The sequence below is a fragment of the Pseudomonas sp. CFBP13509 genome, from assembly GCF_005233485.1.
Lineage (GTDB): Bacteria > Pseudomonadota > Gammaproteobacteria > Pseudomonadales > Pseudomonadaceae > Aquipseudomonas > Aquipseudomonas marginalis.
Map to the genome: position 1 here is coordinate 1 of NZ_QGAA01000021.1, position 24,805 is coordinate 24,805.

Consider the following 24,805-nt stretch of genomic DNA (forward strand, 5'->3'; position numbering starts at 1 on the left):
TGAAGATCCGTGGTTTCCGCATCGAACTGGGGGAAATCGAAGCGCGCCTGCGTGAGCAGGACAACGTCGGTGAAACCGTGGTGGTGGCCCAGGAAGGCCCGACCGGCAAACAGCTGGTGGCCTACGTGGTGCCGGCCGACGCCAGCCTGGTCAACGAAGCCGAATTCCGCGACCACCTGCGCCGTGCCCTGAAAACCCGCCTGCCGGATTACATGGTACCAACGTACTTCATGTTCCTGGCGCAAATGCCGCTGACCCCCAACGGCAAGCTCGACCGCAAGGGCCTGCCGCAACCGGATGCGAGCCTGTTGCAACAGGCTTACGTGGCCCCGCAGAGCGAGCTGGAACAACAGCTCGCGACGATCTGGGCCGAGGTGCTGCGCCTGCCGCAAGTGGGCCTGAACGACAACTTCTTTGAGCTGGGTGGTGATTCGATCATCTCGATCCAGGTGGTCAGCCGTGCTCGCCAGGCGGGTATTCGGTTCACGCCCAAGGACCTGTTCCAGCACCAGACCGTACAAAGCCTGGCCGGTGTCGCGCGCCAAGGCGTCGAAGGCGTGACGATCAGCCAGGCCGCGCTCAGTGGCGAAACCTTGCTGCTGCCTATCCAGCAAGCGTTCTTCGCCGATGAGATCGCCGAGCGTCATCACTGGAACCAATCGGTGGTATTGCAACCCCATGAACACCTCGACGCCACGACGCTGACCCAGGCCTTGCAGGCGTTGATCGTGCATCACGATGCGTTGCGTTCGCAGTTCGTTGACGGTGCGGGTGGCTGGCAGGGCGTCTATCGCGGTGCCGAACAGCACCAGGCCGACGCCGTGCTGTGGCACCGCACGCTGCAGGACATCGACGAACTCGCGGCCTTGGGTGAAGAGGCACAACGCAGCCTGGACCTGGGCCACGGCCCGCTGATACGGGCGGTACTGGTCGAGTTGGACGGTGGAGCACAGCGCTTGCTGTTGGTGATCCACCACCTGGTGGTGGATGGTGTGTCGTGGCGGATCCTGCTGGAGGACCTGCAAACGGCTTACCGTCAGCTCGCCCGTGGCGTTGCCGTGGTATTGCCGGTCAAGACCAGTTCCACCCGCGACTGGGCACACCGACTGCAGCAGTACGCCCAGGGCGATGCGCTGACCGGCGAACTGGCATGGTGGCAAGCGCAGTTGCACGACGCCGAGATCGACCTGCCAGCTGCCAGACCGGGTGCCAGCTTGAGCAACCGGCATGCCGGCAGTGCGACCACGCACCTGGACAGCACTCACACCCGGCGTCTGTTGCAGGATGCACCGGCGGCCTATCGCACCCAGATCAACGATGTGTTGCTGACCGCCCTGGCCCGGGTGATCGGGCGCTGGACCGGCCATGCGTCGACCCTGATCCGTTTGGAAGGCCATGGCCGCGAAGACCTGTTCGACGATATCGACCTGACCCGTACCGTCGGCTGGTTCACCAGTCTCTACCCGGTCAAACTGACGCCGGCCCTGACCCTGACGGACTCGTTGAAGGGGATCAAGGAGCAACTGCGCGCCATTCCCGACAAAGGCATCGGCTTTGGTGCCTTGCGTTACCTGGGACAACCGCAGGTTCGCGAAGCCCTGGCGCGCTTGCCGCAGCCACGCATTACCTTCAACTACCTGGGCCAGTTCGATGCCAGTTTTGATGACAGCGAGGAGCCGGGCCTGTTTGCGCCTTCCGGTGACGCTGCAGGGGCCGATCAAAGCCCTGAGGCATCCTTGGGCAATTGGTTGGAAATCAACGGCCAGGTGTATGGCGGCGAATTGAACCTGACCTGGAGCTTCAGCCAGCAGATGTTCGACCCGGCCAGCATCCAGCAATTGGCCGATGACTATGCCCAGGAACTCAAGGCACTGATCGCGCATTGCTGCCAGCCTGAAAACACCGGTGCCACGCCGTCGGACTTCCCATTGGCGCGCTTGAGCCAGGCACAGTTGGATGGCCTGTCGTTGCCGTTGAACCGGGTCGAGGACATTTACCCGTTGTCACCGATGCAACAGGGCATGCTGTTCCAATCCTTGTATGGGCAGGGTTCCGGCGACTACATCAACCAGATGCGCGTCGATGTGCAAGGGCTGGATGTAAGCAGGTTCCAGGCGGCCTGGCAGGTTGCCGTGGAACATCACGATATCCTGCGCACGGCGTTTCTCTGGCAGACCGAGCTGGAGCAGCCGTTGCAAGTGGTCTACAAGACGGTGCGGGTGCCTTTGCTCGAACACGACTGGCAGCACCGCGCGGACCGCGCGGAAGCGCTCGACGCACTGGCCGAAGCCGCCCGGGCCGAAGGCTTTGTGCTTGAGCAGGCCCCATTGTTGAGCCTGGTGGTGGTGCGTACCGGTGCCGACAGCCATCATCTGATTTACACCAACCACCACATCCTGATGGATGGCTGGAGTTCATCGCAGTTGTTCGGCGAGGTGCTGCAGCAGTACGCCGGTGAGGTGTTGCGCGCGCCGAACGGGCGTTACCGTGACTACATCGCCTGGCTGCAGGCACAGGACCCGGTCACCAGCGAAACCTTCTGGAAGGCGCAGCTGGCGGGGCTGCAGGAACCTACCCGGCTGTCGCGCGGTGCCAGGCGCGAGCAGGGTGTGTCCCAGGTCAACGGCATTCACCGGCTGGTACTGGAGCAGTCGGCCACCGAGCAGCTCAAGGCCTTTGCCCAGCGGCACAAGGTCACCTTCAATACCCTGGTGCAAAGTGCCTGGCTCCTGCTGTTGCAACGGCATACCGGCCTGGACACCGTAGCGTTCGGTGCGACGGTGGCGGGACGTCCGGCCGAGTTGCCGGGCATCGAGCAGCAGGTCGGTTTGTTTATCAACACCTTGCCAGTGGTGGCGACGCCGAGCCCGCAGTTGAGCGTGGACGCCTGGCTGCAGCAGGTGCAGGGGCAAAACCTGCGTCTGCGCGAGCAAGAGCACACGCCGTTGTTCGACATCCAGCGATGGGCCGGGCTCGGTGGCGAAGCGCTGTTCGACAGCATCCTGGTGTTCGAGAACTACCCGGTGTCGGCGGCGTTGGAGCAGGGCGCCCCGGCGGGCCTGCGTTTCGGCGCGATGGACAGCCTGGAGCAGACGCACTATCCCTTGACCGTATTGCTGGCCATGGGTGAACGCCTGGCCGTGGAGTTCAACTACGACCCGGCTGCGTTCGGCGAGCAGGACATCGTCCATCTGGCCGAGCACTTCGAGCAGGTGTTGCAGGCACTCACTCTTGCGCAGGTGGAGCGCCTGGCGGACCTGCCATCCCTGCCGCAGACACAGCGCAAGGTGATCGTCGAGGACTGGAATGCGACGGCGCGCGAGTACCCGCTGCCGCGCGGTGTGCACCAATTGATCGAAGATCAGGTCGCCCTGACGCCGCAGGCTCCCGCCCTGGCATTTGGCACGCAGCGGCTGAGCTACGCCGAGTTGAACCGCCGCGCCAACCGCCTGGCCCATCGTTTGCTCGAAGCCGGCGTAGGCCCGGACGTGCTGGTCGGCCTGGCGGTGGAGCGTTCCATCGAAATGGTCGTCGGCCTGCTCGCGGTGCTCAAGGCCGGTGGCGCCTATGTGCCGCTGGACCCGGAATACCCGCGTGAGCGCCTGGCCTACATGCTGGACGACAGCGGCGTGAAACTGCTGCTGACCCAAGCCCATTTGCTTGAGCAATTGCCGATTACCCAAGGCCTGGAAACCCTGGTGCTGGGCGACGCCGGGTGCGAAGGCTACAGCGACGCGAACCCGGGCGTCGCCCTGGACGGCGAAAACCTCGCCTACGTGATCTACACCTCGGGTTCCACCGGGCAACCCAAAGGCGCGGGCAACCGCCATTGCGCACTGACCAACCGCCTGTGCTGGATGCAGGAGGCCTACGCGCTGGATGCCCGCGATACCGTGTTGCAGAAAACCCCGTTCAGTTTCGACGTCTCGGTGTGGGAGTTCTTCTGGCCGCTGATGACCGGCGCACGCCTGGTGGTCGCCGCACCGGGGGACCATCGCGACCCTGACAAACTGGTCGGCCTGATCACGCGTGAACAGGTCACCACACTGCATTTTGTGCCGTCGATGCTGCAAGCGTTCCTGCAGGATTCGAACGTGTCTTCCTGCGCCAGCCTGCAGCGCATTGTGTGCAGTGGCGAGGCGTTGCCGGTGGATGCGCAACAGCAAGTGTTCGCCAAACTGCCGCACACCGCGCTTTACAACCTGTACGGCCCGACCGAAGCGGCCATCGACGTGACCCACTGGACGTGCGTGGATGAAGGCCGCGACGCAGTGCCGATCGGCAAGCCGATTGCCAACCTGGGCTGCTATGTCCTGGACAGCCATTTCGAGCCGGTACCGGCCGGCGTGCTGGGTGAGCTGTTCCTGGGCGGCGTGGGCCTGGCGCGCGGTTATCACCGGCGCCCGGGCTTGACCGCCGAGCGCTTTATCGCGCATCCGTTCATCAAGGGTGAGCGCCTCTACCGTACTGGAGACCTGGCGCGCTACCGCCCTGACGGTGTGATCGAATACGCCGGGCGTATCGATCATCAGGTCAAACTGCGCGGCTTGCGTATCGAGCTGGGTGAAATCGAAGCACGCCTGCTGGAGCACGAATCGGTGCGCGAGGCGGCGGTGCTGGCGGTGGACGGCAAGCACCTGGTGGGTTACCTGGTCTTGCAAGCGCAGGGCGAGGGCTGGCGTGAAACCCTCAGTGCACACTTGGCTGTGCAGTTGCCGGATTACATGGTGCCGACGCAATGGTTGCTGCTGGAACAGATGCCCCTGAGCCCCAACGGCAAGCTGGACCGCAAGGCATTGCCGAAACCGGACACGCAGTCGACCCAGCGGTTTGAAGCACCACGGACCGAGCTTGAACAGAAAGTCGCCGCGATCTGGGCCGATGTGCTCGGTGTGGAACACGTCGGGTTGAATGACAACTTCTTTGAATTGGGCGGCCATTCGCTGTTGGTGCTGATGCTCAAGGAGCGGATTCGCAAGGCCAGCGGCATCGGCCTTTCGGTCAGCCAGTTGATGCTCAACCCGACCGTACGCGCGCAGGTCGGCTGTCTCGCAGGCATCACTCGCCGCTCGCTGCTGGTGCCGCTTAACAGCCGCACCGAAGGCACGCCGCTCTATCTGTTCCACCCCAGCTACGGTTCGGTGCATTGCTACAAGGCCATCGCCCTGGCGTTGCGTGAGCAGCGGCCGGTGGTCGGGGTGATCTGCCGTGCGTTGGCCGAGGAGGGCGCCGAAGTGCCGGCCTGGTCCAGCATGGTCGAGGATTACTCCGCGCAATTGCTGGAAGCCCAGCCCGAAGGGGCCTTCCGCCTGGCGGGCTGGTCGTTGGGCGGCAACCTGGCGGTAGAGGTTGCCTATCACCTGGAACAGGCGGGCCGACAGGTGGAGTTTGTCGGTTGGATAGATTCGTCGCCGCCGCGCTGGCTCACCCCGTACTGGGAAGCGGCAATCGTGACCGACGACAGCGAGATATCCGACAACGAACGGCGCGTGGACTTGCTCGGGGTGATGTTCCCGGCGTTTGCAGAGGCTGTCCATGCCACCTGGCAGGACGTGCAGGCCACCCACGCCGATGCAGGCACGCAATGGGCACGCTTCGTCGAATGGGCCGAGGCCACCCTGGGTGACGCCTTCCTCGACATCAGGCAAGCGCTGTTGGAGGGCAACGAAGCGCAGGTGTCCTGGGACGTCGACCGTACGTTGGTCAAGCGCATGGAGCAGGCTGACTTCAAGCCACTCAAGGCGCCTGTCAGTTGCTGGTGGGCCGCCATGAGCCGGGCCGGTCAGCACCGGGCGTTGATCGAAGCCAGCATGCAGCGGGTGATTGGCGAGGGCTGTGTGGTGCGGTCGGTGGTGATTGAGGTGGACCATGAGCGCATCATCGACAACGCTGAATTTGTACGCAGCCTGGTGACGGCCATGGCGTAACCGTCACTTGGGCAGAAAGCCCCGGCTCACGTGGTGTGAACCGGGGCTTTTTTGTGGTGCGCCAGGCATGGCGCGTAGCGCCGTGACTGGCGCTGTTTAGCTCATTGTGGTGGTGAGCCAAACGACTTGGAGGTGCAAGTCCTCTACACACCCGGCAAGGGGAAGTGCTAGCCAGAGGCAAGGTTGTCGCGGGTGACTGCGAATCTGAAGGAAGCCCGAGGCAAAATGCTGGCCTGACGAACAGGAAGCGGATGAGGCGGCGCAGCGGGGTAAGACGGCCACAATCGTCAAAGCCCAATACTTGCACGGATCGCTGTGACGTATATCCGCATAACCTGAACCGCCGTATACGGAACCGTACGTACGGTGGTGTGAGAGGACGGCGGCTGTGAGGCCGCCTCCTACTCGATGGTGGGCTATGGGGGGAGGGCGGTGAAGCATCGCCCATAAAAAACACCCTGGGCAGGCGGGCTGCGCAGGGTGTCTGGAGGTTGCCGGGGTTAGATCAGAAGTCCCAGCGGGTCGACAGCATCACGTTGCGCGGGTCGCCCGAGTAGGACGACGTGTAGAAGCCGATGTTGGTGTAGTAGCGCTTGTCGAACACGTTGTTGACGTTGATCGAGGCGGAGAGGTTCTTGCTGATCTGGTAGCGCGCCATGGCGTCGACCAGCCAGTACGGGTCTTGAGAGAACCGCTGGGTGACACTCTTGCCGCGGTTGTAGACATCCTGCCACGCCTCACCTTGCCAGCGCGCGCCGCCGCCGAGGGTGAGCTTGTCGAGGGCGCCGCTCAGCTTGTAGCTGGTGTAGAAATTGAGCTGGTCCTGAGGTTCCCAGGTGGAGAACTTCTTGCCATCGTCATCGCGGATCACCTTGTGGGTGTAGCCCGCCTGCACCTGCCAGCCTGGCAGCAGCTCACCGGAAATCTCGGCTTCATAGCCCTTGGTCTTGGCCTGGACGCCCATGTAGGCCCACTCGACAGGCGAGTTGGCCGGCATATTGTTGTTGTACTCGGTGTCTTCCTCGGCGCGATTGGACTCATGAATCTCGAAGTAGGCAAGGCTGGCATTCAGGCGGCCGTCATAGAACTCACCCTTCACACCCAGTTCATAGTTTTCGCCTTCGTCAGGCTCGACCATCTTGTTGTTGCGGTCGGGTCGCAGCTGCTGCGGCATGAAGATCGAGGTATAGCTGCCGTACACCGAGAAGTTTTTATTAAGGTCGTACACCACGCCCGCATACGGGATGAGTTTGCCGGTCTCGCGCGAGTCGTTGGTGCCGGTCAGCCGGTAGTCGGTCAGGCGCGAACCAAGCAACAGGGACAGGTCGTCAGTGAGGCTCAGGCGTGTCGAGAAGTAGACCGCTGCCTGGCGGGTGATGTCGTCTTTCTCGGTAGCGCGGCCCCAATCCGGCTCCAGGCTGTCGCCGTCCCATGAATAGAGAGGGAAGTCATTACCGTCCTTATAGGTCGCACTGTAATAGTCGTTGCCTTCCCAGTGCGAACGCGAAACTGATGCCCCCACCACCAACTGGTGCTCGCGACCGCCCAGGCTGAACGGCCCGGAGAGATAGAAGTCGCCGTTATTACTGATGGTCTTGCCAGTGTACTTGGCGGCATACACCGAGGCTCTGTCGGTGGAATTTTGCTTTGGAGAAGCGTAACCCAGCGGTGCGTTATAGCCATTGAGCTGGTTGCTGTAGTTGGCCTTGGCGATCCAGCCGTTATCCAGCGCGTGTTCCAGGGTGGCGAAAACGCTGCGGCTGTATTGCCCCCAGCTGCTCCACTTCGGGCCATTGTTGTAGCCACGGTCAAAGCTGATCTCGTTACCCACGCCATCAAACAACGAGCGGCTGCCGGACCAACTCGAACCCTTGGGGTCGCTATCCTGATAGTCGGCGCCGATGGTCAGCAGGGTGTCCGGCGACAGGTCGAATTCGAGGATGCCGTAGTAGACATTGGTCTTGCGTTCATAGTGGTCGATGAATGAATGCTTGTCCTGGTATACCGCCACGGCACGCCCGCGCACGTTGCCGCTTTCGGTCAGCGGGCCGCTCACGTCCAGCTCCGAGCGGTAGTTGTCCCACGAGCCGGCGCCCAGGCCCACATGCCCCTGGAACTCGGCAGTGGGCTTCTTGCGCACCAGGTTGATGGTGCCGCCCGGGCCGCCGGCGCCGGTCATCAGGCCGGTGGTGCCCTTGAGGATTTCGACACGGTCGTAGATCGCCATGTCGCTCAGGGTCTGGCCGGCCGAGTAACCTTCGTTGCGGGTGGTCGGCACGCCGTCGTACTGGAAGTTCTGGATCGGGAAACCCCGGGAATAATAGTTGGTGCGCTCGCTGTCGAAGGTCGAGACGGTGATGCCCGGTGTGTGGCGCATCACGTCGTCGATGCCGTTCAAGCCGAAGTCATCCATGGTCTGGCGGGTGACCACGGAAATCGACTGGGGCGTCTCGCGCGGTGTCAGCACCATCTTGGTGGCGGTGGCGATGGTGCCTGGTGTGTAGGAGCCGGAACCTTCGGTGATGGTGCCCAGTTGGTTGGCGTTGATCTGGGTGGCGCCAAGCTCGAGGGCGTCGCTACCGGAGCCGGGCGCGTTGATGATCATCGAGCTGCCTTGCAGGCTGTAGCTGACGCCGGTCCCTCCCAGCATTTGCTCGATAGCCCGTACCGGGTCCATCTTGCCGCTGACCGCCACGCTGTGCTTGTTTTGCACGGTTTCCGGGCTGTACAGGATTTGCAGGTTGGTCTGTTGGCCAAATACCTGCAGTGCAGTACTCAACGGCTGCGCGGGGATGTTCAATTCGAACTCTTGCGCCTGCACATAACTCGCCATCGACAGGCTGGCCGCCAGGGCCAGGCTATTGGGCAGAGCGTTGAATTTCAGGGCCCGCCGCATGGAAAGTGCGGTGCTCAATGGGCTGAGGGCAAGCCGTACTGGCATGGTGTTGTTTCTCTTTTTTAAGTGTTGGCAGATGGGTACTTAATGCGGTTAATTCTCATTGCTGCATATGAGACGTTCGCACTCGCATAAACCGGAAAAAATTATGCGGGCTCCAACTCCGCAACGACTTTCCCTGCACTCAAGCGCACCAACTGGTCGGCGATATCGAAGTAGCGGTCGTCGTGGCTGATCACGATGATGGTCTTGCCCAGGCGCTTGAGGTCCGGCAGCAGCTCGGTATAGAACACGCGGCGGAAGGCCGGGTCCTGGTCGGCGGCCCATTCGTCGAACACCAGCACCGGGCGCTCTTCCAGCCAGGCATTGACCAGTGCCAGGCGCTTGCGCTGGCCGGTGGAGAGGTCGGTGGTGCTGAATACGCCGTCCTTGACGCTGACCTTGTGCGCGATTTCCAGGCGCTCCAGGTACTTGGCGGCGCTGTCCAGCGACTGGGTGGCGCTGCCCTGGACCAGGTCGTCGAACAGGTAGTAGTCGGCGAACACCGTGGTGAACAGCTGGCGATAGTCATCGCGCGCCGGGTCGGTCACCGTTTCGCCATTGAGGCGGATTTCCCCGGCCTCGGGTTGATACAGGCCCAGCAGCAGCTTGATCAGGGTGGTCTTGCCGCAGCCGTTCTCGCCGACGATAAACACGATATCACCCTGCTGGATGCTCAGGTTGATCGGCCCCAGGTGGAACGGCTGGCTGCCATCCACCGGCGGCGGGCTGTAGCTCACGCCGCGCAACTCCAGGCTGTGCACCACCGGTGTCGGCGCTTCGCTGCCGTCCATCAGCAGGTGCGGTTCGGGGGAAGAGAAGCGTTCGGACAGTTCGGTGATGCGCGCAAACGCAATGCGCGCCTTGCCGATGATCGGCAGGTAACCCACCACGTGTTCCAGCGGGCCCTTCATGTACAGCAACACCAGCACAAAACCGGTGATCACCGCCGGGTCCGGGTTCGGGTTGTAGGCCTGCATCGCCAGCGCCAGGCCGATGACCACAAAGAACAGCATCGAGCCGAAGGTCTTGGCGACGATATAGATGTTCACCGAACGCACCTGGATATCGCTGATACGGTCGGCGGTTTCCTGGATGCGGTGGGTGTTCATGCGGTAGCGGCGGGGCCGGTGGATGCGCAACTCCTTGGCGCCGGAAGCGATTGCCGAGTAGTAGCGTTGCAACTCGTCTTCCTGGTCGCGGGCCTCGTCGAAGCCGCGAATGCCCTTGGCGCCGGCGATGAACTGCACGCTGCTGCCGATGATGATCGCCACCACCATCATCAGGAACATCGGTACCGACAGGTACGCCAGGTACCCCAGGCAGCCCAGGGTCACGGTGGTGGCGATGGCCAGCGGGGTGAAGGCAAAGGAGAAGTCGCTGATGGTGTCGACGTCGTGGGTCAGCACCGGGATCAGGCGGTGGGAGCGATACTGTTCGATCTGCTCGATGGGCGCCGACAGCACCTTTTCGCCGAGATCCTTGCGCAGGGCGGCGATGATCCGCTGGCCCACGTAGTTGGTGCCGATATCGGAGACGATCGAACTGGTCAGCGCCAGCACACACAGCGCCGCAAAGCTCAGGATCACGCCCTGGGTCATACCGGTGGAAGAGTGCAGCGCGTTGTTGATGGTCGCCAGCAACAGCGTGATGGCCAGGCCGCCGGCCATGCCCAGGGCGATGGAGACCGTCACGATGGTGCGAAACGGCCTGAGCAATGCAAGCAAACCTTTGAAGGCGCCGCGCTTGGGGTCGGTCATAAGTACTTCCCGGAAAGTGAAAAAGAGGGGGCTGGGCACACAGACCCTTACCCATGACAAACGAAGTGTTGGCGCGACGATTTAGCTCGGTGTGCCCGGCGGTGCGGTTGGTGGATAAATTGACCGGCATCTGGTTCGTTCTTGTGGTGTAGGCGCACGCGTATTGGCGCGTGCCTGATCTATCCAGCGAGAGCGAAACAATGACGAAAAAGAATCTGGTGTACGTGTGGTCCCTGCGCAATGCCGCTGCCGACAAGGCCGGCCAGCCAGTGGCCTACAAGGACCACGAGCGCTACATGAAATCGGTGCTGGAGTTTCTGGTGGGATCGCTCAACGACACGTCCCTGGGTGACGCCTACAACCTGGTGGGCGTGGTGTATGACGACGATGAGCAGAACCCGCGCGACCAGCAGTTGGTGGTCGACTATGGATTTGCCTATAAGCCGGGGCGCCAGTGGCTTTATCCGGCGGATTTGCAGGTGCAGGGCCACCTGGTCAACGACCTGCTGTTGAGCGTGCCGTCCACCTATCGCCGCCTGCCACGGGGCAGCGCCGAGCATATCGCCGGCAAGCAGGACTTCGAACGCCGCCTGCATGACACGCTGGTGGAATTGAAGGCTGATATTGTGGTGCTGGACGGCCTGCTGGTGATCCTGGACGAGCTGGTGCGCCCCGGTGCGCCGTTTGCCCGTAGGATCATGAACATTCACCCCGGTATCACCCGTATCGAATCGCCCTATGAGCGCCGTGGGGCCTATGCGACCTGGAATGCGCTGTACGGTGCGCGTGGGTTGACGGTTACGGATTGGGTGACCAAGGCCACCACGCCATCCGAGCCGCTGTACCTGACCGGCGCCTCCTTCCACTACGTGGACAACGGCATCGACTCCGGCGAGGTGTTCCACGACGTACTCAAGACCGAGATCTCGCCGGACGACACCATCCTCGAACTGCGCTGGAACAACTTCAACAACAGCCTGTTCCCGGCGCTGCATGAAGGTTTGGAGTTGTTGGCGCAGAAGGGGGTCTAAGCCGCGCACGATTTGACTGTGGGAGGGGGCTTGCTCCCGATGACGGAGTATCAGTCAATGGCGATGTCGACTGCCGCACCCCATCGGGAGCAAGCCCCCTCCCACATTAAATCCCGTCAGCTTTAGAGATCGCGCACTACCCTGAAGCCAATCCAATCCCCCCGCGTTTGTGGGTAGATGTTGTTGCGGTTGCCCGAGCGTGAAAACACCGGCGCTTCGCCCCAGTCATTGCCACGAATCTGGTAGCCCTCGCAGTTCGGCTCCATCCACGCGCTGCCATCCGTCGGTGCGCCGACATAGTTGGGGTGCTCGCAGTCGGCCACCCGCTCATAGACATTGCCATGCATGTCGTACATGCCAAACGCATTCGGCGGGTAGCTGCCTACCGGCGAAGAATAGCTGTACCCGTCCGCCGGCCCGTAGGTGTTGGCATGCTTGGCGATGCTGTAGCCCTTGCCCTCGTCGAACGGGAATGGGAATGGTCCGGCGGAGCCGGCGCGCGCGGCGTATTCGCGCTGGGCCTCGCTGACCATGTGGTACTGCTGGCCGGTTTTTTTCGACAGCCAGGCCACATAGTGCTTGATGTCGTCCATGTCCATGCACACCGCCGGCTGGCGCGGGCCCTGGGGATAGCGTGGCTTGCTGGCGATGCATTCGCGGCCGGGGCGGGTGTCGCCGTCGGCGATCTTCACTCCGGTCTGGCGGATATAGCTGTCCCATTCGCCGGCGGTGATGTGGAAGCGGCTCATGGCGAACGGCTTGGCGAAGGTCACGTCATGCATCGGGCCTTCGTCCGGCTCACGGCCGACTTCGTCTTCCGGCGTCCCCATGGTGAAGGTGCCGGCGGGCAGTACCACCATTTCCGGACAGTCCTTGCAGTCCTTGAACACTTTGCCCGGTTGCGGCGCGGCAGCCTGGGCCAGGCCCGGCAGCAGCGCGCCGCACAGGGCGGTCATTGCCAGGGTCGTCAGGGGGTTGAGTCGCAGTGGCGTCATAGGGGCCTCTCGTGCAAAGGGAAAAAGGCGCGTCACAACCGCTGGCTGAGCAGGGTCATGAAACGCTGGATTTCGTCGGAGTTGTTGAGCAGGCCGGGCGCCGTGCGGATCACCGGGCCGACGTCGCGGTCCACCGCGTCGATCACCACGCGGTTCTTCTGCATGTAGGCTGCCACCCGATCACTGTCCTGGCCCTTGACCCGGAAGAAGGTAAAGCCGGCAGACAGTTCTGGGCTGCGCGGCGTGACCAGTTCGATCTGCGGGTGCGCCAGCAATTGCTCCTTGAGTTCGGCGTTAAGTCCATGGATGCGCGCCTGGACCGGCGCCTTGCCCAGTTGCAGGTGCAGCTTGAAGGCCTCATCCGCCGCCCAGCGATGCTCGAAAGCGTGATAGCCGCCGGGGGTCATGATGGTGGCGAAGTCCTTGTCTTCGGAGAAGGTCGGCATCATGGGCGTGACGTAGGTGTTTTCAGGGTTGCGCGCACACACCAGCCCGGTACCGCGCGGACCGAACATCCATTTATGGGTGCCGGCGATAAAGAAGTCGCAATGCATGTCTGGGAAGTCGAGGTTTTCCACGCCGAAACCATGCACGCCATCCACCACATAGAGGAGGCGGTCCTTGTCATCGCGGTTGCGGTTGTGCGCCGCCACCAGCTTGCCGATCTCGCCGATGGGCAGTTTTACGCCGCTGCCGGACTGTACCCAGGTCATGCCCAGCACGCGGGTGTTGGGGCGGATATTACGCTGGATATTGGCCAGCACCTCGTCGGCAGAAACCTGGCTGGCCCGCTCGAACAGCTTGATCCGGCGAACCTGGGTGCCTTCCTTGAGCACGCGAAAATCCAGCACGTTCTGGGTCGCGTAATGCTCATGCACGGTGGTGAGGATTTCCTGGTCCGGGCGCACCTTGATGCCGCCATAGATCATCGCCAGGCCTTCGGAGGTGCTGCCGGTCAGGGCGATCTGCGCCGGGGTGGCCTTGAGGTAGCGGCCGGCCCATTCGCGTACCTGGCCTTCGCGCTTCCAGGTTTCCTCCAGGTCCCAGTCCATGGCGAGCCCTGGGTTGCGGTCGATCTGGGCGCGGTAACGCTCGATGGCCTCGCGTACCGGCCTGGGGTGCGAGGCCACCAGGAAGTTGGAGAAGTGCAGGTAATCCGGGTCCTGGTTGAACAGCTGCTTGAACACCGTCCATGGGGCATCCGTGGTGGTGGCAGCCAGTGCCTGCGGGATGAGTGCAGCGCCCAATGGCAGGCTGGCGGCGAATATCCCGGCCTGCTTGAGAAACGTACGGCGGTCAGTCATGGACTTGCTTCTAGGTGATTAGCGGTTGGCCAAGGGTTTGGCGGCTTTTTGTACCTGGTCCCAGGCCCGCAGGAAGTTACCTCCCCACAGCTTGGCGATGTCGGCTTCGGAGTAGCCGCGCTGGATCAGTTCGGCGGTGACGTTGCGGATTTCGCCGACGTTGTTCCAGCCGTCGATGCCGCCGCCGTCGTTGAAGTCCGAAGCGATGCCGACGTGATCGATCCCGATCTTGCGCACGGTGTAGTCGACGGCGTCGCCCCAGTCCTTGAGCGTGGCCTTGGGTTCCTCCTCAAGAATCCCGTACAGCCCTTGGGCGTACTGGCCGAACTTCTGCTCCGGCCATGCCGCGATGATCGCGTCCCCCGGCATCAGGGCCATGGCCAGGTTGGGCAGCGGCGGCAGGTCGAAACGCGCGCGCAGGGTGTTGAGTTTGTCCTGGGTCGGCTGGCTCAGGGGGCGTATGTAGGCCGGGAAGCCCACCACCTGCACCACGCCGCCACTGTTCTTGATCAGTTGCAGTTCCTTGTCGCTGAGGTTGCGCGGGATGTCCACCGACGCGCGCGGTGCCGAGTGGGACGCCACCATCGGCGTGCGACTCAGCTGCGCGACTTGCTCCAGGGCCTTGGTCGACATCTGCGACACGTCAATGATCACCCCCAGGTCATTGAGGCGCTGCACCGCTTGCTTGCCGATGTCCGACAGGCCTTCGAGCGCATCGACGGAATCATTGAAAAACGGCAGTGGGCGCGATGAGTCGGACCAGGCGTTATTGCCGATATAACTGAAACCGAACATGCGCATGCCCCGGGCGGCCCACAGGTCCAGCTGATTCAGGTCATTGCCCAGCGGGTAGGCGTTGAGCATGCTGATAAAGATCGCGAACTTGCCTTCGCCATGGAGGCGTCGAAAGTCATCCGGGGTATAGGCGATGCCGACTTGATTGGGAAAGTCACGCACCATGCCGGAGATGATCTTGTAGCGCACCTCCTGCTCGTGGCGGGCTTCCTCGACAAAGCCGTCAGTAGGCTTGTGCGGGGCGTTGGGGCCATTCCAGATTTCCGGCCAGCCGAAGATCGTCAGGGCTGCGCCGGACAAGCGACCGCGTGCCGCCTTGGCCAGGTCGAACTGGCCGCTGCCGTCCTTGTCCGCCTCGTTGCCGGCGGTGCCAAAATCCATGGGAACGGTGATATGGCTGTCGAACGACAGCAAGCGGTCCTGCAGTTCATTGGCCTGCTTGATCACGGCCAATGGGTAGCCGGCATTGCCCTTGAACCAATGATCCCAGGCCAGGAAGCCTGCGCCGGCACCGATGGCCAGTGCCAGCGGCAAGCCGATGTACAGCGCCTTTTTCGAACGTGGTTTTGTCATTGCCATCTCAGTCAGTTGAGGCCTTCGCTATCAGGGAAGAACGAGTGGTGCGCGGGGAAATTTAGGCGGCACGGGCAGGGCGGTAAATTTCCCCGGCCTGCAAACGTTCTAGCTCTGATAAAGCCGTTTCCTAAGGTAGACAATGACCATCTCTCGACGTGGGTTCATCGCAGGCCTGGCGCTGACCGGCGCGGCTGTGCCTGCCGCCTTCTATGCCCATCGCGAGTTGACGCGCGAAGAAGAATTGCCCATCACTCCCGGCGAAGCCACCGTGGACCTGGCCGACACCGCCGGGCAGCACCTGGCCAACACCTTGCGCGGGGTGTGGAGCCTGCGCCTGGAAGGCCGCGACGCCGGCCTCAAGGGCCTGCCGCTGCAAGGCCTGGAACTGCTGCTCGACATCGCCCCCCGTGGCCGTGGCCTGCGCGGCTACCTGGACACCGCTGCCAACCTGCGCGGCGAAGGCGAACCGCGCTACCGCGTGCTCGGTGACCTGCTGACGGGCGAGGGCGCCTTGCTCTACTGGCGCCTGATCGACCGCGATGCCCTCGACGGCAGGCCCGCCTATGAGTTCAAGATGACCCTCGATGAAGTCTGGGCCGACTTCGCCAACGCCGGCAGCGGCACCCTCAGCGGGCACATCCTCGACCTGGATCGGCCCCTGGCCTTGACCGAACGTGACAACCGCTTTATCGCCCACAAACAGCTGTTTCCCGAAGCCCGCCAACGCATCGGCCTTAACCCGACCCTGCTGGCCTGGCTGATTGCTCCGGAGCACCGCCTGTTTCACCAGCTGTGGCACGCCACCCGTGACCAATGGCACAAACTCTCCGAAGAAAAACGCGACGCCCTGCGCGGCATCGGCTGGCAACCCGGCCCGCGCGGCAAGGAGCGTGACGCCCGTGGCAAACACAAAGACCGCAACGGCTCGGGCATCGATTTCTTCTTCATGCACCGGCATATGCTCGGCACCGCGCGTTCCATGCAGGATCTGCCCTCGTGGCCTGTATTCCCCGAACCGCAACCGGCGCTGGAGCGCGACCGCTTGGGTTTCCTGCGTTACTTCGACAACCACGACGGCTTCGCGCTGCCGCCCACCTGGTCAGCCCCGGACGACAGCGAATACACCCAGTGGGTCAGCGACATCAAGGCCGCCGAGACCTACCACAGCAACTTCCAGGTCTGGGAATCGCAGTACCGCGACCCGCGCTACCTGGCCAAACTGACCTTGGGCCAACTCGGCTCCGAAATGGAACTGGGCCTGCACGACTGGCTGCACATGCGCTGGGCCTCGGTGCCCCGCGACCCGTCCAACGGCGCGCCGGTACCCCTGGCCCGCGACCCGGCAGACTTTGCTGCGCGTTGGTATGCGGCGGAAAACGACTTTCTCGGCGACCCGTTTTCATCCCATGTGAACCCGGTGTTCTGGCACTTCCACGGCTGGATCGACGACCGTATCGAAGACTGGTACCGCGCCCACGAACGCTTCAACCCCGGCGAAGTCAGGCGCCTGGACGTCAACGGCGTGGCCTGGTTCGCAGCGGGACGCTGGGTCGAAGTCGGCGACCCGTGGCTGGGCCCGGACACCCACGGTTGCAGCACCACCCCGGGGTTGCAGATGGGCCGGTCGATGGAGATGGACCCGGAGACCATGAAGCTCGCCTTGCGCATTACCTTTGGCGAGGACGAGCACCTGTTGCAGGGCCTGTTCAAGCGCGTGCCGAAGCGGCCTTGGTATGCGCGGCATTTGAAGGTGAAGGCGCGAGAGGCTTGAGCGTTTGGCGTGGCACGGTGCGGGTGCACTTGGCCAGCGCCTGCTGCACGTCCGCCAACAGGTCGGCGACGTCCTCAAGCCCCACCGATAAACGCACCAGGCCTTCGCTGATACCGTGATGCGCGCGTTCTTCAGGGGTGTAGGTGCTATGGGTCATGCTCGCCGGGTGCTGGGCCAGTGACTCGGCGTCGCCCAGGCTGACCGCGCGGGTGAACAGCTTGAGGGCATTCATGAAGCGTCGACCGGTGTCGATACCGCCCTTGAGTTCGAAGGCGATCATGCCACCGGCCTGGCTCATCTGCCGCGCCGCCAATTCGTATTGCGCGAAGCTGCGCAGCCCCGGATACGTCACCCACTCCACGGCCGGATGCGCCTGCAGGGCTTCGGCCACGGCCTGGGCGTTGCTGCAATGGCGGTCCATGCGCAGGGCCAGGGTCTTGAGGCCGCGCATCAACAGGGAGGCGTCCTGGGGCGACATCACCGCACCGGTCAAGTCCTTGAGGCCTTTCAGGCGAATGCGCTGGGCCAGGGCCTGGTTGCTCACGGCAATGCCGGCGGTGATGTCGCCATGGCCGCTGAGGTACTTGGTGGCCGAGTGCACCACCACATCGGCGCCCAGTTCCAGGGGCCGTTGCAGGTACGGCGTGCAGTAGGTGTTATCGACCACCACGGTAACGTTCGGTTGTTGATGGGCGAGGGCGGCCACGGCGGCGATGTCCACCAGTTGCAGGGTGGGGTTGGCCGGGGTTTCGCAGTAGACCATGCGGGTGGCGGGGCTGAGTGCCGCTTGCAGGGCCGCCAGGTCGGTGAGGTCCACGTGACGCACCTTGATGCCGAATTCGCCGATACCGTGATGCAGCAGGGCGAAGGTGCAGCCGTAGAGCGTCTGGCTGACGATCACCTCATCGCCTGGGCGCAGCAGGGTCCAGAACGTCGCGGCAATCGCGCCCATGCCCGAACTGAACGCCACCGCCGCTTCGCCGTTTTCCAGGCTGGCCATGCGGGACTCCAGCAGCGCCAGGGTCGGGTTGGAAATGCGCGTATAGAAATGGCCGCCGGCCTCACCGGCAAAACAGGCGGCGCCGTATTCGGCAGTGGGAAAGGCAAACGTGGCCGACAGGTAGATCGGCGGCACGAGCGCGCCGTGGTGGTCCTTGGGGTCGTAGCCGTGGTGGATGGCACGGGTGGAAAAGCCGAATGCATTGTGTTTAGTGTTCATGTCGGGCGCTCCTTATTTCCTACAATGCTATGCTTATAATCACGGCTGGATTTTCCAAACTTTGCCGAGAAATCCCTTGTCCTGGGATGAAAACTCGCTAAAAACAATAAACAGAGGCACGTCATGCCCATCACGCTGGATCGCACCGACAAGGCGTTATTAAACGCCCTGCAAGGCAATGCCCGTTTAACCGTGGCCGAGCTGGCCGAGCGCGTGTCCCTGACCACTTCACCGTGCTGGCGACGGGTCAGGAACCTGGAGGAAAGCGGGGTGATCAGCGGCTACCAGGCGATCCTCTCGCCCAAGGCGCTGGGGTACGGGGTGACGGCGTTTGTCAGCATCATGATGGAGAGCCACACCCAGGAAATCGCCCGGGCGTTCGAGCAACGCCTGTTGGATATTCCGGAAATCGTGGCCTGTCATAACGTGTCGGGACGCTATGACTTTTTGCTCGAAGTGGTGGCCAGGGATCTGGAGTCGTTCGGCGAGTTTGCGCGGGAGGTGTTGCAGACGCTGCCGTGCGTCAAGGAGATTTATTCGAGTTTTTCCTATAAGTCGGTGCGACCGTTGCGGGTGATTCCATTGCCGGGTTGATCGCACACCGCTCCATTGGTCACCTGTTCTTCCCCGCAATTGGCTATTTCTCCCCTACGGCCCGGTGGCTAACCTAGCCACCACTTCCCACCGTTCCGGAGTTCCGCATGCAAGCCCGTACCGATTTCTACACTGCTTCCCCAGACGCCATGAAAGCCATGCTCGCCCTGGAAGCCGCCGTCGGCAAACTCTCCATCGAGCTGCCATTGCTGGAACTGATCCGCCTGCGGGTCTCTCAGATCAACGGCTGTGCCTTTTGCCTGGACATGCACACCGCCGATGCGCGCAAGGGCGGCGAGACCGAGCGCCGTTTGTACACCCTGTCGGCCTGGCGTGAAACGCCGTTCTTCACCCCGCGTGAACGTGCGGCATTGGCCTGGGCCGAGAGCCTGACGCTGTTGAGCCAGACCCACGCCCCGGACGCAGACTTCACGGCGCTCGCCGCCGAGTTCAGCCCCCAGGAGCAAGTGGACCTGAGCGTGGCCATCGCCACCATCAACAGCTGGAACCGCCTCGCGGTGGGGTTTCGCAAGATGCCTGAATAAGGCGGTTGAAGACGGCTCTTTTGTGGTGAGCGGGCTTGTCCCGCGCTGGGCTGCGCAGCAGCCCCAAAACCAGGCGCAGAGGAGTGCCTGATATACCCCATTCGTCTTCATCAGGGGCGCTTCGCACCCCAACGCGGGCGGTGCGACGATTCGCCAAGCCCGCTCGCCACAGCAGTAAGTGTCAGAAGTTCACCGAAGCACTCAGGCGCGCCGTCAGTGGCGCGCCCATGAACAGATAGTCATCGCCCATGTACTCGCCCGCGTCGCGCCAGTAGCGCTTGTCGAACAGGTTGTCGACGCTCAGGCGCAGCACCGTCTCGTAGCCGTCGACCTTGGTGGTGTAGCGGCTGCCGACGTTGACCACCGCATAATCCCCCACCTCCACATTGCCGCTGCGGTTGGCGTACTTCTTGGCGCTGTATTGCACGCCGCCGAGCACCGCCAGGCCATTGACCCACGGCAACGCATAATCGGCGTACACACTGGCGCGCAGCTTGGGCACGTTGATCGCCTGGTGGTCTTCGTATTCCGGTGTGCCGCTGCCGCTTACCCGTGCACGAATCGCCGCCACGCTGGTGGAAATCTGCAGGCGGTCGGTGGCCCAGCCGTTGGCCGACAACTCCACGCCGGTGTTCTTCTGCTCGCCCTGTTGCACATAGGTAAAGGTAGCGGCGCCATCCGGCCTGGCGTACTGGTAGGCCTGGCGTGTCTGGAACACAGCGGCGGCGAAGCTGATGCGGCGCCAGTCGTATTTCACCCCGGCCTCGATTTGCCGCGAGGTGGTAGGGGCCAGGGTTTCATCGGCGTTGCTGGCAAACCACGGCGCAGTGCCGCCCAGGGACAGGCCTTTGCTGTAACTGGTGTACAACGAGATATTTTCTACGGGTTTGTAGATCAATGCCGCCTGGGGCAGAAACACGTATTGCTGGGTATGGCGGGCCTGGTTGCCAGTGACACCGTCGAAGGCTTTTTCATCCAGGCGCACTTCGCGGCCACCGAGGATGGTTTGCCATTGCTCGTTGAAGCGGATGCGGTCGGTGACGAACAGGCCGTACTGGCGGCTGTCGAGGGTGCGATGGCTGTCGTTCAACGGCTTGTCGGTGGGCGTGAACGTCGGCGCGTCAGCGTCGATATTGGCCGTGCCGATGTACTCGTTGACGGACTTGCGCTTGTCGATCACCCGGCGAAACGCGCTGGTGCCGAAGGTCAGTTCATGGCCGATGCCGGCGGTGTCGAACAGGCCGGTCATCGCCGCCTGGACTTCATCGTCACGGCGGGTATCGTCGGGGCTGCGGTAGTCGTAGACGTCGTAGTTGCCTGCGGGCGTAAAGTGGTTGCCGACACCGTTGGTGTCGCCGCCCCAGGCAAACGAACTGTAGTCATCGATCACCACCTTGCTGCGCGCGGCGCTGACGCTGCCTTTCCACTGGTCGCTGAAGCGGTATTCGAAGGTGCCGTTGAGGTTCAGCGAATCGATGCCGACCTGCCTGGAGCCGCTCTGGTGGCCCAGCAGTTTTTTCGGCGAGGCGTCGTGGGGCACCTCGGTGCCGCCCAGCAACTGGTAGCCCGGTACCGAGCGCTGTTGCTTGTTCTGGTATTCCGCGTCCAGTTGCAGCACCGCGTCGGGGCTGATGTTCCAGTCGAAGGCCAGGGACACGAAGTCGCGCTGGCCGTTGGCGTGCTCCACATAGGAATTAAGGTCTTCATGGGCGACGTTGGCGCGCAGGCCGAATTGCTGCTCGCTGCCAAACCAGCCACCCACATCGGTGGCGATATAGCCACTGCCGCGGTCATCGGTGGACACCGTCACCGAGCGCACATCTTCCGGGCGCTTGGTCACGTAGTTGATCACGCCGCTGGGTTCGGAAATCCCGCTCTGCAAACCGGCCAGGCCCTTGAGCACTTCCACCTGCTGCTTGTTTTCCAGGGCGACGTTCTGCTCGCCGGTGATGGTGCGCCCGTTGATCTTGTAGCTGCTCGCCGCATTCAGCGAGAAACCGCGCACCACGAAATTCTCGTAGTAGCCGATGGGGGCGTAGCTGTCGCCCACCGAGGCGTCGTTGCGCAGCACCTCACTGAGCAGGCGCGCTTGCTGGTCCTTGATCAACGCGGCATTGATCACTGTGATCGAGGCCGGGGTGTCCAGCAGCGGCGCCTCGTTGAAGCCGCCGACCGAGGCGGTGTCTGCGCGATAGCCTGACGCGTCCTCGCCCTGGACCTGCACCGCCGGCAGCTCGAGTTGTGCCGCCCAACTGTTGCCGATCCCGCCGCTGAGCAGCAGGCCGAGGGCGAAACGTGTACTGACGACAGGACGAAAACGCAAAACCATGGGGGAGGGCCTTAAAGCGCAGGGCGGGGGGCGCATAAGCTAGGCATAACGGCCCGGTTTTACAAGTGAGACGTCCCGTCTCAGTCCGCCCACTGAATGACGTGCCTCTCGACAGCCTGCGTGCCCACCTGCGATAGACAGGGCTTCTCTAACCCTTGCAGGAGATCATCATGAGTATCGCTGGAAAAGTTGCGCTGGTGACTGGCGCCGGGCAGGGCATTGGTCGGGCCATCGCCCTGCGCCTGGCACAGGACGGTGCCGACATCGCCCTGGTCGACATCAATGGCGCCAAGCTCGAAGCCGTGGCCGCCGAAGTCGTGGCCCTGGGGCGCAAGGCCTCGGTGTTTATCGCCGACGTGTCCAAGCGCGACCAGGTGGTGGCAGCGGTCGAGCATGCGCACCAGACCCTTGGCGGCTTCGACATTATCGTCAACAACGCCGGGGTCGCGCAGATCGACGCGCTGCTGGACGTCAGCCCGGAACAGGTCGAGCGCACCCTGGGCATCAACGTGCAGGGCGTGTTGTGGGGCATCCAGGCTGCCGGCAGGAAATTCAAGGCGCTCAAACAGAAGGGCAAGATCATCAATGCCTGCTCCATCGCCGGCCACGAAGGCTTCGCGCTGCTGGGCGTGTACTCGGCCACCAAGTTCGCCGTGCGCGCCTTGACCCAGGCGGCGGCCAAGGAACTGGCGAGCGCCGGGATCACGGTCAACGCCTACTGCCCGGGCGTAGTGGGCACCGATATGTGGGTGGAGATCGACAAGCGCATGGCCGAGATTACCGGGGCTGAAGTGGGTGCGACGTATAAGAAGTACGTGGATGGGATTGCCTTGGGCCGTGCGCAAACGCCGGAGGATGTGGCGGGGTTGGTGGCCTACCTGGCGGGACCGGACGCGGATTACATGACCGGGCAGGCGCCGTTGATCGATGGCGGGCTGGTTTACCGCTGATCTCCCAAGGCCGACGGTATTAAATGTGGGAGGGGGCAAGCACCTCCCACATTGTTGACCCCCGTTGTGTCAGTGCTTGCCGGGCATGTCGATGCCCAGTTGGTTGACTCGGCGGTAGAGGGTGGCTCGGGAAATGCCCAACGCCTGCGCCGTCGGCAACGGCTTCCAGCGATGCCGGATCAACGCGTCCAGTACCACCTGGCGTTCCGGGCTCACGCTAGGTTCCGCGGCTGACGAAACCTGCTCCCCACGCACTTCCACCGGCAAGTCCGCCAATTGGATGGTGCCGCCTTCACATACCGCACAGGCATACGCCAGCGCGTGGTGCAGCTGGCGCACATTGCCCGGCCAGGCATAGCCCAGCAGGCGTTCCAGCGCGGCTTGGCCGATGCCGACCGAGACGCCGCTGCCGCGTGCTTGCTGCTCCACCAGCCGGTTGATCAATGCCAGTTTGTCACTGCGCTCGCGCAGCGGCGGCAGGTAGAAGCGTGCGCAGCCGAGGCGGAAGTACAGGTCTTCGCGAAAGCGCCCGTCGCCGACCAGCACGGCCAGGTCGCGGTGGCTGGCGCAGATCACCTGAATGTCTACCGTGCGGGTCTTGGCCCCGCCCAGGGGCGCGACTTCACCCTCGGCCATCACCCGCAGCAGGCGCGTCTGCAACGCCAGCGGCATATCGCCGATTTCATCGAGGAACAGGGTGCCGCCATCGGCCTGCACCAACAGCCCCGGCATGCCTTTGCTGGACGCACCGGTAAAGGCCCCGGCCACGTAGCCGAACAGCTCGCTTTCAATCAGGTTCTCGGGGATCGCCGCGCAGTTCACCGCCACAAAGGGCCCTGTTCGCCGGGCGCTGCGTTCGTGCAGCTGGCGGGCGAACACTTCCTTGCCGGCGCCGGTTTCCCCCTGCACCAGCACCGGCAGGTTGCGGTCCTTGACGCGTACGGCCAGGCGCAGGTGTTCTTCCACCCGTGGGTCGACCTGGGTGTGCGCAACGGGCCGTGACGGTTTGCGGCGCGGCGCGTTGACCCGCACGTGCAGCATGCCAGGCTCGCCCAGCCATTGCAGGTGTTGGGTTGATTGATCGGTGGCCGAGCGCAACGCATCCAGGTCGAACACTTCGCCGATATGCTCCGGCACCTGGCCGAAACGCCGGCGCAGTGCCTGGCGCGCCTTGCTATTCAGCGCGTGCAGGCGCCCGTCCTGGTCCCAGGCCAGCAGCAGGTCGGGCTGGCTGTCCACGTAGCCCGGTGTGCTGTGGGCCTGGAGCACCCAGTGCTCGCGGGCGCTGTGCATAAAGAAGGCGTTTTCGATGGCCAGGGCACTCTGGGCCACCATCTGCCGCACCAGGTGCTGGCTGCGCCGGTCATCCGGGGATTTGAGCGCCGAGGCATCCATCACCCCCAGCAGGTTGCCCTGGGAGTCGAAGATCGGCGCGGCGGAGCAGGTCAAACTGATGAAGGCGGCGCGGAAGTGGTCGCGCTTGTGCACGGTCACTGCGGCCTTGCTGGTCAGCACCGTGGCCACGCCGCAGGTGCCTTCCTCGGCTTCCGACCAGCAGGTGCCGAGGTACAGGCCGGCTTTGCGGCAGTCGCTGCGAATGGTGGTGTCGACGCGGTGGTCGATGGTCTGGCCCTGGGCGTCGGTGAGCATCACGCAGTAGTCGGCGTGGCGCACCCGGTGGTGCAGTTGCCCGACTTCCTCGCCGGCGATGCGCATGAACAGCTCGGCGCGTTCGCGGCATTCCTTGAGCAAGGGTTCGGTAAGGATGCGTGGCCCCTGCAGCGAGCCGGGGTCGAGGTGGTGTTGTTCAATGGAACGCCGCCATGAATCGAAAATCAGCGACGGCACCGGCGCCTGGGGCAGGCGATCGGCATTGCGGACCACGCGACTGACGCAGTCGACGTGCTCCCTGGAGTTCGCGGCGAGCATAAGGCCTCCGGTTCTCGATCTTTGTTGTTATGCCCGCCATTAAGCGCCCGTGGGCGCGAGGGGACAAGGGCGACCTGACCAACAGCCCCGCGTGAGACGCGGCGTCTCATTCCGGCCGAGACGCCGCCTGCACAGTGCAATGCAC

General features: G+C 63.3%; 14 protein-coding genes. 6 read left to right on the forward strand and 8 right to left on the reverse strand.

Annotated features, from left to right (window positions below; all coding sequences use genetic code 11):
• Positions 1 to 5,927, forward strand: a 5,927-nt coding sequence (locus PspCFBP13509_RS26370) for a non-ribosomal peptide synthetase (RefSeq protein WP_137212891.1), incomplete at its 5' end; no start/stop codon positions are given.
• Positions 5,928 to 6,432: 505 nt separating this feature from the next.
• Here PspCFBP13509_RS26370 and PspCFBP13509_RS26380 read toward each other — a convergent pair.
• Both PspCFBP13509_RS26380 and PspCFBP13509_RS26385 read right to left on the reverse strand, forming a co-directional pair.
• Positions 6,433 to 8,868 carry a TonB-dependent siderophore receptor gene (locus tag PspCFBP13509_RS26380; protein WP_137212893.1) on the reverse strand — a complete coding sequence of 812 codons (2,436 nt, stop codon included), beginning with the start codon at positions 8,866 to 8,868 and terminating at the stop codon, positions 6,433 to 6,435.
• A gap of 101 nt (positions 8,869 to 8,969) precedes the next feature.
• Positions 8,970 to 10,622, reverse strand: coding sequence for a cyclic peptide export ABC transporter (locus tag PspCFBP13509_RS26385; RefSeq protein ID WP_137212894.1), 1,653 nt, complete (start codon positions 10,620 to 10,622; stop codon positions 8,970 to 8,972).
• 200 nt (positions 10,623 to 10,822) lie between these two features.
• On the opposite strand from PspCFBP13509_RS26385, the gene PspCFBP13509_RS26390 reads away from it, so the two are divergent.
• Entirely contained in the window at positions 10,823 to 11,653 is an 831-nt protein-coding gene (locus PspCFBP13509_RS26390) for a N(5)-hydroxyornithine transformylase PvdF (RefSeq protein ID WP_065927969.1), read from the forward strand.
• 122 nt (positions 11,654 to 11,775) lie between these two features.
• On the opposite strand, the gene pvdO is transcribed toward PspCFBP13509_RS26390, so the two are convergent.
• From pvdO to pvdM, 3 genes are read right to left on the reverse strand one after another with little or no spacing between them, the layout of a single operon-like run.
• On the reverse strand, positions 11,776 to 12,648 hold the full coding sequence (pvdO, locus tag PspCFBP13509_RS26395; RefSeq protein WP_137212895.1) for a dihydropyoverdine dehydrogenase: 873 nt from the start codon (positions 12,646 to 12,648) through the stop codon (positions 11,776 to 11,778).
• A 32-nt stretch (positions 12,649 to 12,680) separates the two neighbouring features.
• Positions 12,681 to 13,952, reverse strand: coding sequence for a pyoverdine-tailoring periplasmic protein PvdN (pvdN, locus tag PspCFBP13509_RS26400; protein ID WP_137212896.1), 1,272 nt, complete (start codon positions 13,950 to 13,952; stop codon positions 12,681 to 12,683).
• 18 nt (positions 13,953 to 13,970) lie between these two features.
• The gene (gene pvdM / locus PspCFBP13509_RS26405; RefSeq protein WP_137212897.1) at positions 13,971 to 15,320 is read right to left on the reverse strand and encodes a pyoverdine-tailoring dipeptidase-like protein PvdM; all 1,350 of its coding nucleotides are present in this window, start codon (positions 15,318 to 15,320) and stop codon (positions 13,971 to 13,973) included.
• A gap of 142 nt (positions 15,321 to 15,462) precedes the next feature.
• On the opposite strand from pvdM, the gene pvdP reads away from it, so the two are divergent.
• The gene (gene pvdP / locus PspCFBP13509_RS26410; protein WP_137212898.1) at positions 15,463 to 17,094 is read left to right on the forward strand and encodes a pyoverdine maturation tyrosinase PvdP; all 1,632 of its coding nucleotides are present in this window, start codon (positions 15,463 to 15,465) and stop codon (positions 17,092 to 17,094) included.
• Here pvdP and PspCFBP13509_RS26415 read toward each other — a convergent pair.
• Positions 17,030 to 18,313: a methionine gamma-lyase gene (locus PspCFBP13509_RS26415; protein ID WP_242001106.1), complete on the reverse strand. Its 1,284-nt coding sequence runs from the start codon at positions 18,311 to 18,313 to the stop codon at positions 17,030 to 17,032. The two genes, pvdP and PspCFBP13509_RS26415, sit on opposite strands and share 65 nt — an antisense overlap.
• Before the next feature lie 123 nt (positions 18,314 to 18,436).
• Here PspCFBP13509_RS26415 and PspCFBP13509_RS26420 point away from each other — a divergent pair, with 123 nt between their 5' ends.
• Both PspCFBP13509_RS26420 and PspCFBP13509_RS26425 read left to right on the forward strand, forming a co-directional pair.
• Positions 18,437 to 18,907, forward strand: coding sequence for an Lrp/AsnC family transcriptional regulator (locus tag PspCFBP13509_RS26420; RefSeq protein ID WP_065947715.1), 471 nt, complete (start codon positions 18,437 to 18,439; stop codon positions 18,905 to 18,907).
• Positions 18,908 to 19,014: 107 nt separating this feature from the next.
• Positions 19,015 to 19,452: a carboxymuconolactone decarboxylase family protein gene (locus tag PspCFBP13509_RS26425; RefSeq protein ID WP_137212899.1), complete on the forward strand. Its 438-nt coding sequence runs from the start codon at positions 19,015 to 19,017 to the stop codon at positions 19,450 to 19,452.
• Between the two features lie 181 nt (positions 19,453 to 19,633).
• On the opposite strand, the gene PspCFBP13509_RS26430 is transcribed toward PspCFBP13509_RS26425, so the two are convergent.
• Positions 19,634 to 21,781: a TonB-dependent siderophore receptor gene (locus tag PspCFBP13509_RS26430; protein WP_065927963.1), complete on the reverse strand. Its 2,148-nt coding sequence runs from the start codon at positions 21,779 to 21,781 to the stop codon at positions 19,634 to 19,636.
• A 170-nt stretch (positions 21,782 to 21,951) separates the two neighbouring features.
• On the opposite strand from PspCFBP13509_RS26430, the gene PspCFBP13509_RS26435 reads away from it, so the two are divergent.
• Positions 21,952 to 22,731, forward strand: coding sequence for an acetoin reductase (locus tag PspCFBP13509_RS26435; RefSeq protein ID WP_065927962.1), 780 nt, complete (start codon positions 21,952 to 21,954; stop codon positions 22,729 to 22,731).
• A gap of 69 nt (positions 22,732 to 22,800) precedes the next feature.
• Here the strand turns inward: PspCFBP13509_RS26435 and PspCFBP13509_RS26440 are convergent, their stop codons facing one another.
• Entirely contained in the window at positions 22,801 to 24,660 is a 1,860-nt protein-coding gene (locus PspCFBP13509_RS26440; protein ID WP_137212900.1) for a sigma-54-dependent Fis family transcriptional regulator, read from the reverse strand.
• Positions 24,661 to 24,805: the final 145 nt, after the last annotated feature.